We start from the raw sequence: 15,116 nt of genomic DNA, 5'->3' as shown, positions 1-15,116 counted from the left end.
GCAGCCTCCACCCCATCCCCGGAAACCCGAATCCAGGAGAACCATGTCAGACACCGTCGTCGCCCCACCCGGCACGCCCACCGATGCCGGTCTTCGCACCGGCGTCATGAGCGGACCGGAACTCGCCGCCCAGGCCATCGCGAACATCGCCCCCAGCGCCGTCATCGCGTTCACCGCTGCGGCCATCTTCCTCGGTGCCGGCAACGGCACCATCTACGCCTTCGCACTCGCGACCATCGTCATCCTGTGCGTCGGCTACTGCGTTGTCGTGTTCGCCCGCAAGCACGCCTCTGCGGGATCGCTCTACACCTATGTCTCCAAGGGGCTCGGTCCGTTCGGCGCATTCCTCGCCGGCGTCACACTGCTGATCGGCTGCTTCGGCATCGCTGCGGCTTCACTCAGCGGCTCCGTCAGCTACATGGCGCAGTTCCTCACCATGCTGGGCCTCCCCGCCCAGGGCCTCGGGTGGGACATCGGCCTCGCCGTCGTCCTCGGCGGCCTGGCGACGCTGTTCACGATCCGCGGGATCCGCCTGTCCGCCCGGGTCTCGCTCGTACTGGAGCTCGTCTCGGTGGGAATCATCCTCGTTCTCCTGATCGCCGCGCTCGTGTGGGCCGGCCCCGCCGCGTGGGACCCCGCGCAGGTGCTCGCTTCCGGATCGTCGTTCCAGGGGGTCGCGTCCGGCATGGTCCTCGGCATCCTCGGTTTCGTCGGCTTCTCCTCCGCCGACGCGCTCGGTCGCGAGGCCAAGGAGCCGTACAAGGCCATCCCCCGCGCGATCATGTGGAGCGCCCTCGGTGTGGGGGTGCTGTACGTGTTCGCCGCGTACACCCAGATCACGGTACTCGGTGACGACCTCGCCACCTCGTCCAGTCCCCTGGAGAGCATGTCCGCACTGATCGGGATGCCCGGCTGGTTCGCGGCCGTGCTCACGTTCGGTGTCTCCGCGTCGTTCTTCGCCGTGGTCGTCGCTCCGCTCAACGTGATCGGTCGCATCGTGTACGTGATGGGCAAGGAGGGCGTCGTCGCCGAACGATTCGGACGCACCCACGAGCAGCATCTGACGCCTCACCGCGTCCTGATCATCGCCGGCGCTGCAGCCGTGGCGGTGGACATCGTGCTGCTGCTCTCGGGCGCGGCGACCGGCGAGATCCTCGTCTGGGTGAACACCTGGGGCACCTACGGCTACATGGTCGCCTACGCACTCGTCGCGATCGCCTGTGTCGTCTACACGCAGCGCGCGAAGATGCGCAATGGACTCGTGAAGGTCTGCGCGACGGTCGCCGTCGTCACCATGGCCTACGTCTTCTTCGCGAACGTCTGGCCGGTGCCGGTCTTCCCCTACAACGTGATCCCCTACGTGTTCCTCGTGACGGTCGCCCTGGCCCTCACCCGGTACGCCTACCTGGCCCGCCGTCGGCCCGAGGTCATCGCCCGCATCGGCAACACCGAGACGAGCGCGATGGAGGGCGTCGGCTGATCCGGCCTCCCTCGGACGAGAAGAGCCCCTTCCGATGAGGGGCTCTTCTCGTACCTCGGCTGATCGACGTCCGCTCTTCGACGGTGCCTGCTCGACGGTGCCCGTTCGGTGCACGGGAAAACGAGAGAAGCCCCCTCCGTGGAGGGGGCTTCTCTCGTTGGCTCCCCGGCTTGGACTCGAACCAAGAACCTGCCGGTTAACAGCCGGCTGCTCTGCCAATTGAGCTACCGAGGAATGTGCACCGCTGAGCGGGCAACTCGACAAGCTTAGCAAACTCCCGGACCTGTTCACGACACCGGGGCGCCGTTCGCGGATGCCGGGCGTGTCGGGGTCAGTGGCGCGAATCCGACTCCGCGTTCGGCACCCACAGCAGGTCCTTGCCCACGCCGCGCGCGACGACATGTCCGTTGCGGAGCATGAGCGTCTCGGCATTCAGCTCGCGGATGAAGTCGGCGTCATTGGTGACGAGGAGAACGGCCATCGACTGCTCCTTGCGACGACGGGTGATCGCATCGAACACGACCGGCCGCACCTCGAGGTCGAGATTCGCGAGCACCTCGTCGGCGATGAGCACCTTCGGCTCCAGGACGAACGACCGCGCGATCGCCACGCGCTGACGCATGCCGGCACTGAGCTCGTAGGGGAACTTCGCGGCTGTTCCGAGGGGAAGGTGCAGCTCGTCGAGCAGAGTGGCGACGCGGATCGAGAGTGCCTTCGTGTTCACCCGCCGCTCGCGCATGAGGATGGGCTCCGCGATCACCTCGTTCACGGTGAGTCGCGGCGGCAGATCGGCGCCGGCGCCCTGCGGTACGAATCCGGTGCGATAGGTGAGGATCCGATGCTTGCGACCCGGCCGACGCACGTCCACCCCGCACACCTCGGCGCGCCCGCCGACGACCTTGACCGAGGGATCGGTGGAACCGGCGAGAGCGGCGACCAGCGTCGATTTACCCGAACCCGTGGGGCCCGCGACGCAGATGAGTCCGCCCGGCACAAGGGAGAAGGTGACGCCGTCGACGGCCCGAGTCGGGATCCCGTGTCCGATGCGGTCGATCACCAGATCGGAGCAATCGATCGCGTTCGTGGATACGGGCCTGCGGGACATGACTCCATCCTGCCCTCTGGGCGATGCCGGTACGCGTTACGACTCGGCGAAGCGCTGACGCTCTGCGTCGATGTCGCGCAGACGCATCCGCAGCGCGCGACCACCGTCGGAATCGGCGGGCACACGCTGCACCGCACCGAGGAGCTCCTGCTTCTCGTGCTCGAGCTGGCGGAGCACGAGCCTGCGGGCGAGGTCGGCCACGGTGGCGACAGCCCGCTCTTCCGTCCGCTCCGGGAATGGAGTCATCAGCAGCTCCCCCGCGAGCGAGCGGTAGGGCTCGCGGACGCCGTTCACGGCCTCGGTCACCCACCCGGCCCTGCTGCGGTCGGGAGCCGCGGCGACGGCCTCGCGCACGGCATCCAGTGCCGGGGTGCGGAACGGCGCCTCCAGAGCCCTGTTGAGGAGGGCCTGATCGACCTGATGCCCGTACTGCAGGGCTCCCATCAGCGCATCGCGTTCGACCGCGACGTCGGGGCTGCGAGGCAGGGTCGCGAGAGTGACCGGAGCGACGAGGGGAGCGCCGGTCACCGAGTCGATCTGCGGAGCCTCCCGACGCACCTGATGCGGTGCAGGTCCCCCACGAGCCGCGCGTTCGACTTCACTGCGCACCTCGGTGGGATCCATCCCGAGCCGACGCGCCAGCACACGCTCGTATCCCGGCCGGAGGAGCTGGTCACGGATCTCGGCCACGATCGGAGCCGCGGCCCGCAGAGCCCCGACCCGACCCTCGACCGTCGAGAGGTCGAAGCCACTCAGCTTGCGGTCGATCGCGAACTCGAACATCGGCTGCTTCGCGTCCATCAGTCCGCGAACCGCGGCGTCTCCGCGTTGAAGACGCAGATCGCACGGGTCGAGGCCGTCGGGCGCGACGGCGACGAAGGTCTGCGCGTTGAAACGGTCGTCCTCCGTGAAGGCACGCAGCGCGGCCTTCTGCCCCGCCTCGTCACCGTCGAACGTGAAGACGACCTCACCGGATGCGTTGTCGTCACCCATCACCCGGCGCAGCACCTTGATGTGATCGGTGCCGAAGGCCGTGCCACATGTCGCGATCGCCGTCGTGAGACCGGCGAGGTGACAGGCCATCACGTCGGTGTATCCCTCGACCACGACCACACGGCGAGGGTCGCCGCGAGCGATGTCGCGCTTGGCGAGGTCGAGCCCGTACAGCACCTGCGCCTTCTTGTAGATGGGCGTCTCCGGGGTGTTCAGGTACTTGGGTCCCTGGTCGTCGTCGAAGAGCTTGCGCGCGCCGAATCCGATGGTCTGCCCCGAGACATCCCGGATCGGCCACACCAGACGCCCGCGGAAGCGGTCGTAGACCCCGCGCTGCCCCGTGGAGACGAGACCCGCATTGCTCAGCTCCTCGCGGGTGAACCCCTGTGCGGTCAGCGCCTTGAGCATCCCGTCCCAGCCGCGCGGAGCGAAGCCGACTCCGAAATGCGCCGCAGCTCCGGCGTCGAATCCTCTCTCACCGAGAAAGCGCCGTCCTGCCTCCGCATCGGGGGTGAGCAGCTGCGCACGGAAGAACTCCGCCGCCGCGGTGTTCGCCGCGTACAGCCGGCTGCGGCCGCTCGTCTCGGGGGCTGCTCCCCCGTCTTCATAGTGCAGTGTGTACCCGATACGCCCGGCGAGACGCTCGACTGCTTCCGTGAAGCTGACGTGATCCATCTCCCGCAGGAAGGAGTAGACGTCCCCCGACTCCCCGCATCCGAAGCAGTGGTAGTACCCCACCTGCTGGCGCACATGGAAGCTCGGGCTCTTCTCATCGTGGAAAGGACACAGCCCCTTGAGCGACCCGACACCGGCCGACTTGAGAGCGACACGCTCCCCGATGATGTCGGCGATGTTCGTGCGCGCCTTCACCTCATCGACATCGGCCTGCCGGATCCGGGGCATCAGTGCGCCCTTTCGGCGACGGGCAGCCGCTCGGCGTGCGCCTGGGCGCCAGGGCGGGCGTGACGGGGAGTCCAGATCCCGACCTCGGCCGGATCGATCTCGCCGACGAGGCGGTTGTGCCAGTCGATCGCGCTCTGGTCGGTGAGGCTCGCGATCTGGTCCACCACGACTCTGGCGCGTTCGGCGTCGTTCTCCGCCGCGACGAAGTCCGCGGCGAACGCAGGCTCGAGCACATCGGACCCGGCGGACCACAGCGCGTCGGTCGACCAGAGGGCGTCGGCGAGTCTCTTCAGCACCCGCCGCTGCTCCTTGTAGACGCCCTTGCGGGCTTCGATCGTGACGATCGCCTGCCCCATGATGCCCTTGAGCACGGCGATCTCGACCTCGATCACTCGCGGGACGACGACATGGGCGTTGTAGCGGACGAGTGCTGTCGTGCCGTAGGCCTCCGTGGTCGCGGAGACCGAGGCTCGGGCGAAGCGTCCGATCAGATCGCTCGTGAGGTTCTTGAGACGGGCCAGTGCCTGGCGGGAGCGGTCGAACGACGAGAGCCACATCGGCTGCGACGCGAGGCGGTAGAGCGCATCGGCGAGTTCATCGCGAGTGAAGTCGTATCCCACCCACTGCTGGATCCGTCCGACGAGAGCGTCGTGCTGACGGGGGTCGGCGAGCTGAGCGACGTCGACATAGCCGTTCACGATGGCGTCCTCGAAGTCGTGGACCGAGTACGCGATATCGTCGGAGAGATCCATGATCTCGGCTTCGATGCAGCGCAGACGCCCCGGCGCCCCTTCGCGCATCCAGCGGAAGACCGCCTCGTCCTCGGGGTACACCCCGAACTTCAGCCGACCACCCGGGTCCGGCACCGGACTGTCGACCGTCCACGGGTACTTGCACGTGGCGTCGAGGCTCGCACGGGTCAGATTCAACCCCACGGAACGGTCGGCGTCGTCGAGGACCTTCGCCTCCAGCCGCGAGAGGATGCGCAGGGACTGGGCGTTCCCCTCGAAGCCCCCGATGGGCTCTGCCCACTCGTTGAGAGCTCGTTCGCCGTTGTGACCGAAGGGAGGATGCCCCAGGTCGTGGCTCAGGCACGCCGTGTCGACGACATCCGCCGAGACGCCGAGGGCGACAGCGAGCTCGCGCCCGACCTGAGCCACCTCGAGGGAATGCGTCAGCCGGTTGCGGGCGAAATCCGCGGTGCTGGCGGGACTGAGCACCTGCGTCTTCGCGGCGAGTCGGCGCAGCGCGGCGGAGTGCAGAACACGGGCACGATCGCGAGCGAAATCGTTGCGCTCGGAACGATGGGTTTCGGCGAAGAAGCGTTCGGCGTCTCGCGCGTCGTAGCCGTCGGCGCGCAGGCCTGCCTTGGGGTCAACCGCCACTGTTCTCGATCTCCGCTCCACGCATCATCTCCGAGGTGTCGGATGCGATCTCCCGCGACTCCAACCACTTCTCCGGCAGGGCGGTGCGCTTCGGGTGTCCCGCTCGACCGCGCTGCCCCTCGGCGTCCGCACCGGGATAGGGCGCCGTGTGATCGAGCCGGCCGAGGAGGTCGTCGATCTCGGCGAGGCTGGATGCCGTGGCGAGTCCGGTGCGGATGTCGCCCCCGACCGGGTAGCCCTTGAAGTACCAGGACACGTGCTTGCGGATATCCCGGCACCCGCGGTCCTCATCCTCGAAGAACTCGACCAGCAGCTCGGCGTGGCGACGGAAGGCGTTCGCGACGAAGCCGAGTGTCGCATCGACGGTCTTCCCCTCCCCACCGAAGGCCGTGGCCAGCTCGCCGAACAGCCACGGGCGTCCGAGGCAGCCACGCCCGACCACGACACCGTCGCAGTCGGTCTGCGCCATCATGCGCACGGCGTCGTCGGCCGACCAGATGTCGCCGTTGCCGAGCACCGGGATGCTCGTGACCGCCTGCTTCAGCTCGCCGATCGCGTTCCAGTCCGCGAACCCCGAGTAGAACTCGCCAGCGGTCCTGGCGTGCAGCGCGACCGCGGCCGCCCCTGCATCTTCAGCCGCTCGCCCGGCATCGAGGAAGGTGAGGTGGTCTTTATCGATGCCCTTGCGCATCTTCACCGTGAGCGGGATGTCGCCTGCGGCTTTCACCGCCTGGTCGACGATATCGGCGAACAGCTTCGACTTCCACGGCAGCGCCGCTCCCCCGCCGCGGCGCGTGACCTTCGGCACCGGGCACCCGAAGTTGAGGTCGATGTGGTCGGCGTGGTCCTCGGCGACGATGATGCGGACGGCCTCGGCGATGGTCTTCGGGTCGACGCCGTACAGTTGGATGGACCGCGGCGTCTCCGACTCGTGGTGGCGGATCAGTCGCATGGTGGTCTCGTTGCGCTCGACGAGAGCGCGCGAGGTGATCATCTCGCTGACGTACAGCCCGGCGCCGTACTCACGACACAGTCGCCGGAAGGCGGTGTTGGTGATCCCCGCCATGGGTGCGAGGACGACCGGCACGTCGAGATCGATCGGACCGATGCGAAGGGGGCGGGCAGGTGCGGTGGCGAGAGTCATGTCCCCTCTATTCTCCCAGACGCGGAGCCCACGGGGATGCGGCGATCTAAGCTGTGAATATGACCGAATCCGCGCTCCGCACGATCCCGTTCACCGACGCGAAGGGCGAGGAGAAGACGCTCGACGATCTCGGTGCCGACGTGGTGCTGGTCGTGAACGTCGCCTCCAAGTGCGGCCTGACGCCGCAGTACGAGCAGCTCGAGGAGCTGCAGCGTCTGTACGGCGACCGCGGGTTCACGGTCGTCGGCTTCCCGTGCAACCAGTTCTTCGGCCAGGAGCCCGGCTCGGTGGACGACATCCTCGAGTTCTGCTCGACGACGTACGGCGTCACGTTCCCGGTCAACGACAAGGTCAAGGTGAACGGCAAGAACGCCGCGGAGCTCTACAAGGCACTCAAGGAGACCCCGGACGCCGGCGGAAAAGCCGGACGGGTCGAGTGGAACTTCGAGAAGTTCCTCGTGCTGCCGGATGGGGACGTCCTGCGCTTCCGCCCGAAGCAGAAGCCGGACGCCCCCGAGATCGTCAGCGCCATCGAAGCCGCGCTGACCCGCTAGATCGAGCCGAGCGTCGGACCGGCGCCGAACGGTCAGACGGCTGCCGTCTCCGTCTCGGCTTCTCCGCGCTTCGACCAGAGGTCGCGGAGGACGTTCTCGAACGCCGCCGGTGGCTGCGCCCCGCTGATGCCGTACTGGCCGTCGACGACGAAGAACGGCACACCCTGGATGCCGTAGGCGCGGGCCTGGGCCTGATCCTGACGAACCGCCGGCAGGTACTGCTCGCTCTCGAGCGCCGCGCGAGCGCGATCTGCGTCGAGGCCGACCTCGGTCGCGAGCTCGACCAGGTCGTCGATACGGCCGACGTGCTTGCCTTCGGTGAAGTAGGCGGACATGAGCCGCTCCTCCAGCTCGTGCTGCAGGCCCTCGGCCTTCGCGAAGTGCAGCAGCTCATGAGCCTTGACCGTGTTGGTGTGCTGCAGCAGGTCGAAGCGGTACTCGAGTCCCGCGTTCGCGGCGACACCGGTCACATTCGACAGCATCTGCTCGACCTGCTCGCGCGGCATTCCCTTGTGCCCGGCGAGGAAGTCGATCTCGTCGCCGTCGAAGTCGACGGGGGTGTCGGGCGAGAGCTCGAAGGAGTGGAAGGTGATGTTGACCTGCGGTGCGTCCTCGTCGGCGGCGACCGCTTCGAGACCCTTCTCGAGGTTGCGCTTGCCGATGTAGCACCAGGGGCAGGCGATGTCGGACCAGATGTCGATGGAGATGGGTTCAGTCACACTCTCATGCAACCGCATGCGCCTATGAGCTATTCCGAGGCAGCCACAGCTCGCGGGTAGGCTTCTCGGATGCTCTCCGCCGACGACCCGCTGCCGCTCCAGCCGGAGCGGGTTCTGGTGGCGGGCGTCTCCGGCTCGGGGAAGACGACCCTGTCGCGGCGTATCGGCACGATGTGGAGCCTGCGCCACGTCGAGATCGACGGTCTGTTCCACGGACCGAACTGGACTCCTCGCCCCGAGTTCCTCGACGACGTGCGCGCCTTCGCGTCCGACGACCGTTGGGTCACCGAGTGGCAGTACACGAGCAAGGGCACGGATGCGATCCTCACGCCGCGCGCGCAGCTCGCCGTCTGGCTGGACTATCCCCACCGCGTCGTGCGCGCCCGTCTGATCCGGCGCACGCTCGCCCGCGGCATCCTGCGACTCGAGCTCTGGAACGGGAACCGCGAGAAGGGACCGTGGAACCTGCTGAACCGCGATCCCGAGGAGAACATCCTCGCGTGGCAGACGGCGACGCTCCACAAATGGAGCGAGCGGTTTCCGGCCCTGCAGGAACACTTCCCCCACCTCGTCGTCGTGAGGCTGCGCCATCCGCGGGAAGCCGAGAGGTGGCTCCGGGCTCAGGCCGAGGCCTCCGGCGTGTCGATCGCGCCGCCGAAACGACGATCGCGCGACAGGTAGATACCGATGGCGCGCCACAGCTCCTCACGCGAGAAATCGGGCCAGAGGGTGTCGAGGAACACCATCTCGGCGTAGGCCGACTCCCACAACAGGAAGTTCGAGGTGCGTTGCTCCCCCGAGCTGCGCAGGAACAGGTCGACGTCCGGCATGTCGGGCACATACAGATTCCGGCGGATCATCTTCTCGGTGATCGCCTTCGGCTTCACCCGCCCGGCGGCGACGTCCTCGGCGATCGCCCGCATCGCATCGACGAGCTCCACCCTGCCGCCGTAGTTCACACACATGGTGAGGGTGAGCACGTCGTTGCCACGAGTGAGCTGCTCGGCGTGCTGGAGCTCCTTGATGACGCTTCCCCACAGACGCGGCTTGCGTCCGGCCCAGCGGATCCGCACGCCCCATTCGTTGAGCTGATCACGGCGTCGGTGCAGCACGTCGCGGTTGTACCCCATCAGGAAGCGGACCTCCTCGGGAGAGCGCGCCCAGTTCTCGGTCGAGAACGCGTACACGGAGAGATGCTTCACCCCGGCCTGGATCGCGCCGGCGACCACATCGAGAAGCACCTCCTCCCCTGCCTTGTGACCTTCGATCCGGTTGAGACCCCGGCGGTTGGCCCAGCGGCCGTTGCCGTCCATGACGATCGCCACGTGCTCCGGCACGGCCCGGAACGCAGGGGGATGCACGCCGGTCCAGTCCAGCGGGCGATAGGCCACGGCGTCCTTGTGCGTATACGGCTTCGGGCTCACCGTTCTCCTTCCGAAGGGATGTCGGACACGTGGGCGAGGGAGCGGATCCCGCGTTCCAGATGCCATTGAGCGTAGGCGGAGACCAGGCCGGACGCGGCGGCCGTGTCGGCGGGCGAAGACCCGTCGATGACGTCCCACTCGCCGGCGATCAGCGCCCGGAGCAGCGCCAGGGTCTTCTCGGCGACGCGGGGGCTCCCGGCAGGGGCGCAGTTCTGGCAGACCAGTCCGCCCAGCTGCGCGACGAACCGGGAGTGCGGACCCGGAGTGCCGCAGCGCGCGCATTCGTCGAGGGAGGGCGCCCATCCGGAGAGGGACATCACCCGCAGCAGATACGAGTCGAGGATGCTGCGGGCGACATGCTCTCCGCGGGACAGCGCACGCAGCCCGCCGACGAGGAGCAGGTACTGGTCGGGCGTCGCCTCCGAGTCGCTCAGGCGATCGGCCGTCTCGACCATCGCGTTGGCCGCCGTGAACCGGTCGTAGTGCGCGGCGATGTCCGTTCCGTAGGAACCGAGCGACTCGGCCTGCTGCACGATGTCGAGCGAGCGGCCTTGATACAGCTGCACGTCGGCGACCATGAACGGCTCGAGTCTGGCCCCGAACTTCGACGAGGTCCGGCGCACGCCCTTCGCGACCGCGCGAACCTTGCCATGACGCCGCGAGAGCATGATGACGATGCGATCCGCCTCACCGAGCTTGTGGGTGCGCAGGATCACCGCTTCGTCTCGATAGGTGGGCACCCTCCGATTATCCTCCGTGCGCGAGAATGGAGGCGTGACCGAACCGCTCTTCACCATTCCGCTGTGGGCGGACCTCCTCGGCGTCGGCCTCGGTGGCGTCCAGGGCGCGATGTTCGCATCGGGGTTCCAGGGGCAGCGTCGACTCGACTGGCTCGGCGTCTCGATCATCGGCATCATGATCGGGATGGGTGGCGGTCTCATCCGCGACATCCTGCTGGGGCAGACGCCCGCCACCCTGCAGAATCAGTGGTATCTGGTCACCGCCGGCGGGGCGGCCCTGCTCGGCATGCTGCTCGCGGGCCTCTTCACCCGGCTGAACACCGTGATCGTGGTCCTCGATGCCGTGGTGATCGGCATGTTCGGCGCCTTCGGGACGAGCAAGGCCCTCGCATTCGGGATCCCCGAAGTCCCGGCGGTCTTCATCGGCGTCTGCGCCGCGGTCGGTGGCAGCGTGCTCCGCGACATGCTCATGGGGCTTCCGACCGCGATCATGCACGTCGGTTCGCTCTACGCGGTCGCCGCGGGGGCAGGATGCACCTTCATCGTGATCGCCGTCGCCCTCGGAATGCCGATCACTCTCGCGGCGGTCATCGGCATCGCCGTCACAGCCGTCATCCGGGTCCTCGCCGTCACGTTCGACGTCTCCCTGCCCGAGCAGCGGCGCATCTACCGCCGCAAGGTGGCCGCAGAGACCGGCGCGATCGCGATCGTCAAGCCCAGCGCCGACCTCTGAGGACCAGCACGACACGCTCTCAGCGCGGCGAGGAATCCGAGACGATGCCGGCGAGCCCGTCGATCACCCGTGCCACACCGAAGTCCCATGCGACGTCGGCGTCGTAGGGGCCGTCCATCGCTTCGCCGGCTGCTTGACCGACCGCCTGAGCAAGGGGGAAGTCCGCCCCGAGATATCCCGTCACGCGCGGCGCGGCCTCGGCCCAGAACGGTCCGAAGCGCTCCCGCGCTGCACTCCCGCGCATTCTCGCCGCCGTCGCCCTCACGAAGTCGAGGACGAAGGACAACGCCGCGTCACGCTCGACATCAGACAGTCCGGCGTCGTCGAATGCCCGCAACTCGCGGTCGTATTTCGCTATCGTTCCCGGACCCACGACGACTCGAGCATCATCGATGTCCAGCAACCATGCATGGGCGCGGAACAGGGCGAGATTCTCATCGGCCACGCGACGCACGCGGGCTCGCCACCCCGCTCTGTCCGTCGGCGACGTCACCATCCTCGCGTGCGCCTCGTCGACCATCAGGACGAGCAGCTCCGCCCGACTGTTGACGTGCGTGTAGACGGACATCGCCGTGAGGTCGAGCGACTGCGCCAGCGCACGGATCGTCATCGCCTCGGTCCCACCGGCGTCCGCGAGTTCGATCGCCCCGGACACCACGGCGTCGACGGATACGCGAGAACGCGGCCCGCGACGGCCGTCCGCTCGCTCGGACGCGTCCTTGCGCCAGAGCAGGTCCACGAGATTCTTGGCCATTTCGGAATATCCTCCCGCGTCGACGACTTAACTCTGTACGTTGTACGTAGTTTATGACAGGAGAACTGTGAACATCACTCAGACCGCCATCTCGCTCAACGTTCCCGACGTCGCCGCCTCGGCGTCCTTCGCCAAGACCCACTTCGGCTTCGAGGAGGCGATGTCCGCCGAGGGCTTCGTCTCCCTGCAGCACCCGGACTCTCCACCGAGCATCATCTTCCTCGAGACCGGGCTGAGCACGTTCCGCCCGCAGGAGATCGCCGGCTCCGCAGGGGAAGGCACCCTGGTCGTTTTCGTCGTCGACGACATCGACCGGGAATTCGCGCGCATCTCCGACGCCGGAGCGCGGGTCATCACTCCCCCGGAGACCGAGCCCTGGGGTGAGCGCTACTGCCAGTTCGCCGATCCGAACGGGCTCGTCTGGCAGCTGGTGCAATGGGTCGCATAGTCCCCTGACCAGAGGTGCACACACAGACGACGGCGGCCGGGGTCCTCGGGGGATTCCGGCCGCCGTCGTCGAGACGCGTCGATCAGACCGCCGCGAGCTCCTGCTGACGCGTGCGGATCGAACGGTTCACACCCGACACGATCGCCTTGAGGGACGCGGTCGAGATGTCGCCGTCGATGCCGACGCCCCACAGACGCTGATCGCCGACCTGCAGCTCGACGTAGGCTGCCGCCTGCGCGTCGCCACCGGCGCTGAGCGCATGCTCGACGTAGTCGTACACCGTGATGTCGAAGCCCTGCCCACGCAGCACCTCGACGAAAGCGGCGACAGGCCCGTTGCCGTTGCCGGTGACGGACACCTGCTGATCGTCGTCACGCAGGACCACGTCGAGGGCGACGTCGCCGGACATGTCACTGCGGGTCTGCGTGGCGAGGAGCTCGAAGCGTCCCCACTTCGCCGCCGTGTCGACCGCCGGAAGGTACTCGTCGTTGAAGATCGACCAGATCTGCTCGCTCGTGACCTCTCCACCCTCGGCATCCGTCTTCGCCTGCACGACGCCCGAGAACTCGATCTGGAGCTTGCGGGGCAGATCGATCGCGTGGTCGGCCTTCAGCAGGTAGGCGACACCGCCCTTGCCGGACTGCGAATTCACGCGGATGACGGCCTCGTAGGAGCGACCGAGGTCCTTCGGGTCGACGGGCAGGTACGGTACGGCCCACTCGATGTCGTCGACCGTCACGCCCTCGGCCTCGGCACGCACGGCCATGGCTTCGAAGCCCTTCTTGATCGCGTCCTGATGCGATCCGCTGAAAGCGGTGAAGACGAGGTCGCCCGCCCACGGGCTGCGCTCCGGCACCGGCAGCTGGTTGCAGTACTCGACCGTGCGCTTGACCTGGTCGATGTCGCTGAAGTCGATCTGCGGGTCGATACCCTGCGTGAAGAGGTTGATGCCCAGCGCGACGATATCGACGTTGCCCGTGCGCTCGCCGTTGCCGAACAGGCATCCCTCGATGCGATCGGCGCCGGCCATGTAGCCGAGCTCAGCCGCTGCGATCGCGGTACCGCGGTCGTTGTGCGGGTGCAGCGACAGGATCACGTTCTCGCGGTGCGCGAGGTGACGGCTCATCCACTCGATCGAATCGGCGTAGACATTGGGCGAGGCCATCTCGACCGTGGCGGGCAGGTTGATGATCACCTTGCGGTCGGGAGTGGGCTCGAAGACCTCGATCACCTGGTTGCAGATGTCGACGGCGAACTCGAGCTCCGTGCCGGTGTAGCTCTCGGGCGAGTACTCGTAGTAGACCTTCGTGTCGGGGATGGTCTTCTCGAACTGCCGGCACAGGCGCGCCCCCTCGAGCGCGATGTCGATGATGCCCTGTTTGTCGGTGCGGAAGACGACCTCGCGCTGCAGCACGCTCGTCGAGTTGTACAGGTGAACGATGGCCTGCTTGGCGCCGGCGATCGACTCATAGGTGCGCGCGATGAGGTGCTCACGCGCCTGCGTCAGCACCTGGATGGTGACGTCGTCCGGGATCAGGTCCTCTTCGATGAGCTGACGGACGAAGTCGAAGTCGGTCTGGCTCGCCGAGGGGAAGCCGACCTCGATCTCCTTGTACCCCATGCTGACGAGCAGCTCGAACATCACGCGCTTGCGCTCGGGCGACATCGGGTCGATCAGGGCCTGGTTGCCGTCACGGAGGTCGACCGCGCACCAACGGGGCGCCTTGGTGATGCGGGCGTCGGGCCAGGTGCGGTCAGGCAGGTGGACGTTGATCTGCTCGTGGAACGGCCGGTACTTGTGGATCGGCATAGCGGACGGGCGCTGAGTGTTCTGCATGATGGGGCTTCTTCTCTTCGTCAAGATGAACGGGCCAACACAAGCGCCGCGACGAGGAAGGCCCTAGCTTTAGGACTCGTCGCGGCAGCTAAGAAGAAGCAGACCGCCGAAAGGCATGAGGTCATGCTAGCAGGGATGCGATCGCGGTACCGACGTGTCTGAGACGATCCGGATCTCACCGACACTCGTCGGTATGAGCACATCGCAGCGTCGCCTGTCCATCGCCGCCGCCTCAGGCGTCGGCCTCCTGTTCCTGAGCGCATGCACGACGGGCCCCGGCACCTCGCCGGCTCCGACAAGCACGACGGCGTCGTCCGAGCAGCGCATCGAGGACGCCCGGCCCGATCTCCCCGAAGGGCGCGTGATCGGGGTGGGTACGGTGCTGGACGTGGGTGGCGACGTGCAGCTGTGCATGGGAGCGATCATGGAGTCGTCTCCTCCGCAATGCGACGGCGTCCCCGTCGACGGCTGGTCCTGGGACGACGTGGAGGGTCGCGAGTCCAGCGGGGAGACGACGTGGGGTGCATACGCCGTGTATGCCACCTACGACGGCGAGCGACTCACGAACACCGATCCGCCAATCATGCTCGCACTCTTCGACCCGATCGCCCCGGAGGATCCCACGGACGGTGTCGACGGCACGACGCCGCCCGGAGAACTCAGCCGCATCCAGGACGACATCTCGGCCCGCCTCGGCGATGAGGCGGTCACCCTCCGCACCGATCGCGGTTACGTGTGGCTCGATGTCGTCTGGGATGACGGGACGATCCAGGATGCCGCGGACGCGGAGTACGGAGACGGTGTCGTGATCGTGACGTCCACGCTCCGGGAGATCGACTGAGCGCCCGCCGTCGTGTGCGATCATTTCCACGTGCATAGACCTCCGGTCGCGATGCG

Annotated in this window: 15 protein-coding genes and 1 tRNA gene; 6 read left to right on the top strand and 10 right to left on the bottom strand. The window is 67.4% G+C overall.

Features of this window, described 5'->3' with window-relative positions; translation table 11 throughout:
- The first annotated feature begins 43 nt into the window (after window positions 1–43).
- Window positions 44–1,480 (top strand): APC family permease, encoded by a 1,437-nt coding sequence (locus tag ABDC25_RS07805; RefSeq protein WP_021200774.1) that lies wholly within the window; start codon window positions 44–46, stop codon window positions 1,478–1,480.
- Between the two features lie 158 nt (window positions 1,481–1,638).
- On the opposite strand, the gene ABDC25_RS07800 is transcribed toward ABDC25_RS07805, so the two are convergent.
- From ABDC25_RS07800 to dusB, 5 genes are all read right to left on the bottom strand, one after another.
- Window positions 1,639–1,714: transfer RNA gene (locus tag ABDC25_RS07800), tRNA-Asn, on the bottom strand.
- A gap of 97 nt (window positions 1,715–1,811) precedes the next feature.
- Window positions 1,812–2,585 (bottom strand): ATP-binding cassette domain-containing protein, encoded by a 774-nt coding sequence (locus ABDC25_RS07795; protein ID WP_347125706.1) that lies wholly within the window; start codon window positions 2,583–2,585, stop codon window positions 1,812–1,814.
- A 36-nt stretch (window positions 2,586–2,621) separates the two neighbouring features.
- Window positions 2,622–4,481 (bottom strand): DNA primase, encoded by a 1,860-nt coding sequence (gene dnaG, locus ABDC25_RS07790; RefSeq protein WP_031206747.1) that lies wholly within the window; start codon window positions 4,479–4,481, stop codon window positions 2,622–2,624.
- Window positions 4,481–5,866, bottom strand: a complete 1,386-nt coding sequence (locus tag ABDC25_RS07785) for a deoxyguanosinetriphosphate triphosphohydrolase (RefSeq protein ID WP_021198589.1) — start codon at window positions 5,864–5,866, stop codon at window positions 4,481–4,483. The genes dnaG and ABDC25_RS07785 overlap by 1 nt, the downstream gene beginning before the upstream one ends.
- The gene (dusB, locus tag ABDC25_RS07780) at window positions 5,856–7,010 is read right to left on the bottom strand and encodes a tRNA dihydrouridine synthase DusB (RefSeq protein WP_021198588.1); all 1,155 of its coding nucleotides are present in this window, start codon (window positions 7,008–7,010) and stop codon (window positions 5,856–5,858) included. Before dusB ends, ABDC25_RS07785 begins: the two co-directional genes overlap by 11 nt.
- A 59-nt stretch (window positions 7,011–7,069) precedes the next feature.
- On the opposite strand from dusB, the gene ABDC25_RS07775 reads away from it, so the two are divergent.
- Window positions 7,070–7,564 (top strand): glutathione peroxidase, encoded by a 495-nt coding sequence (locus ABDC25_RS07775; protein ID WP_021198587.1) that lies wholly within the window; start codon window positions 7,070–7,072, stop codon window positions 7,562–7,564.
- Window positions 7,565–7,596: 32 nt separating this feature from the next.
- Here the strand turns inward: ABDC25_RS07775 and ABDC25_RS07770 are convergent, their stop codons facing one another.
- Entirely contained in the window at window positions 7,597–8,283 is a 687-nt protein-coding gene (locus tag ABDC25_RS07770; protein WP_021198586.1) for a DsbA family oxidoreductase, read from the bottom strand.
- Between the two features lie 69 nt (window positions 8,284–8,352).
- Here ABDC25_RS07770 and ABDC25_RS07765 point away from each other — a divergent pair, with 69 nt between their 5' ends.
- Window positions 8,353–8,964: an AAA family ATPase gene (locus ABDC25_RS07765; protein WP_347125703.1), complete on the top strand. Its 612-nt coding sequence runs from the start codon at window positions 8,353–8,355 to the stop codon at window positions 8,962–8,964.
- On the opposite strand, the gene ABDC25_RS07760 is transcribed toward ABDC25_RS07765, so the two are convergent.
- Entirely contained in the window at window positions 8,904–9,707 is an 804-nt protein-coding gene (locus ABDC25_RS07760) for an isoprenyl transferase (RefSeq protein ID WP_021198584.1), read from the bottom strand. The genes ABDC25_RS07765 and ABDC25_RS07760 overlap by 61 nt on opposite strands.
- Window positions 9,704–10,447: a DNA repair protein RecO gene (recO, locus tag ABDC25_RS07755; protein WP_021198583.1), complete on the bottom strand. Its 744-nt coding sequence runs from the start codon at window positions 10,445–10,447 to the stop codon at window positions 9,704–9,706. The genes ABDC25_RS07760 and recO overlap by 4 nt, the downstream gene beginning before the upstream one ends.
- Window positions 10,448–10,481: 34 nt before the next feature.
- Between recO and ABDC25_RS07750 the strand changes: the two genes are divergently transcribed.
- Window positions 10,482–11,180, top strand: coding sequence for a TRIC cation channel family protein (locus ABDC25_RS07750; RefSeq protein WP_021198582.1), 699 nt, complete (start codon window positions 10,482–10,484; stop codon window positions 11,178–11,180).
- A gap of 19 nt (window positions 11,181–11,199) precedes the next feature.
- On the opposite strand, the gene ABDC25_RS07745 is transcribed toward ABDC25_RS07750, so the two are convergent.
- On the bottom strand, window positions 11,200–11,934 hold the full coding sequence (locus ABDC25_RS07745) for a TetR/AcrR family transcriptional regulator C-terminal domain-containing protein (RefSeq protein ID WP_347125700.1): 735 nt from the start codon (window positions 11,932–11,934) through the stop codon (window positions 11,200–11,202).
- A gap of 67 nt (window positions 11,935–12,001) precedes the next feature.
- Here ABDC25_RS07745 and ABDC25_RS07740 point away from each other — a divergent pair, with 67 nt between their 5' ends.
- Window positions 12,002–12,382 (top strand): VOC family protein, encoded by a 381-nt coding sequence (locus ABDC25_RS07740; protein WP_021198580.1) that lies wholly within the window; start codon window positions 12,002–12,004, stop codon window positions 12,380–12,382.
- A gap of 82 nt (window positions 12,383–12,464) precedes the next feature.
- On the opposite strand, the gene leuA is transcribed toward ABDC25_RS07740, so the two are convergent.
- A complete protein-coding gene (gene leuA / locus ABDC25_RS07735) occupies window positions 12,465–14,219 on the bottom strand; it encodes a 2-isopropylmalate synthase (RefSeq protein ID WP_029260222.1) in 1,755 nt (584 codons plus the stop codon).
- Window positions 14,220–14,412: 193 nt separating this feature from the next.
- On the opposite strand from leuA, the gene ABDC25_RS07730 reads away from it, so the two are divergent.
- Window positions 14,413–15,060 carry a hypothetical protein gene (locus ABDC25_RS07730; RefSeq protein ID WP_021198578.1) on the top strand — a complete coding sequence of 216 codons (648 nt, stop codon included), beginning with the start codon at window positions 14,413–14,415 and terminating at the stop codon, window positions 15,058–15,060.
- The last annotated feature ends 56 nt before the right edge of the window (window positions 15,061–15,116 follow it).

The organism is Microbacterium sp. SY138 (assembly GCF_039729145.1).
Taxonomy (GTDB): Bacteria; Actinomycetota; Actinomycetes; order Actinomycetales; family Microbacteriaceae; genus Microbacterium; species Microbacterium maritypicum_A.
This window is presented reverse-complemented; position numbering and strand designations above follow the sequence as displayed.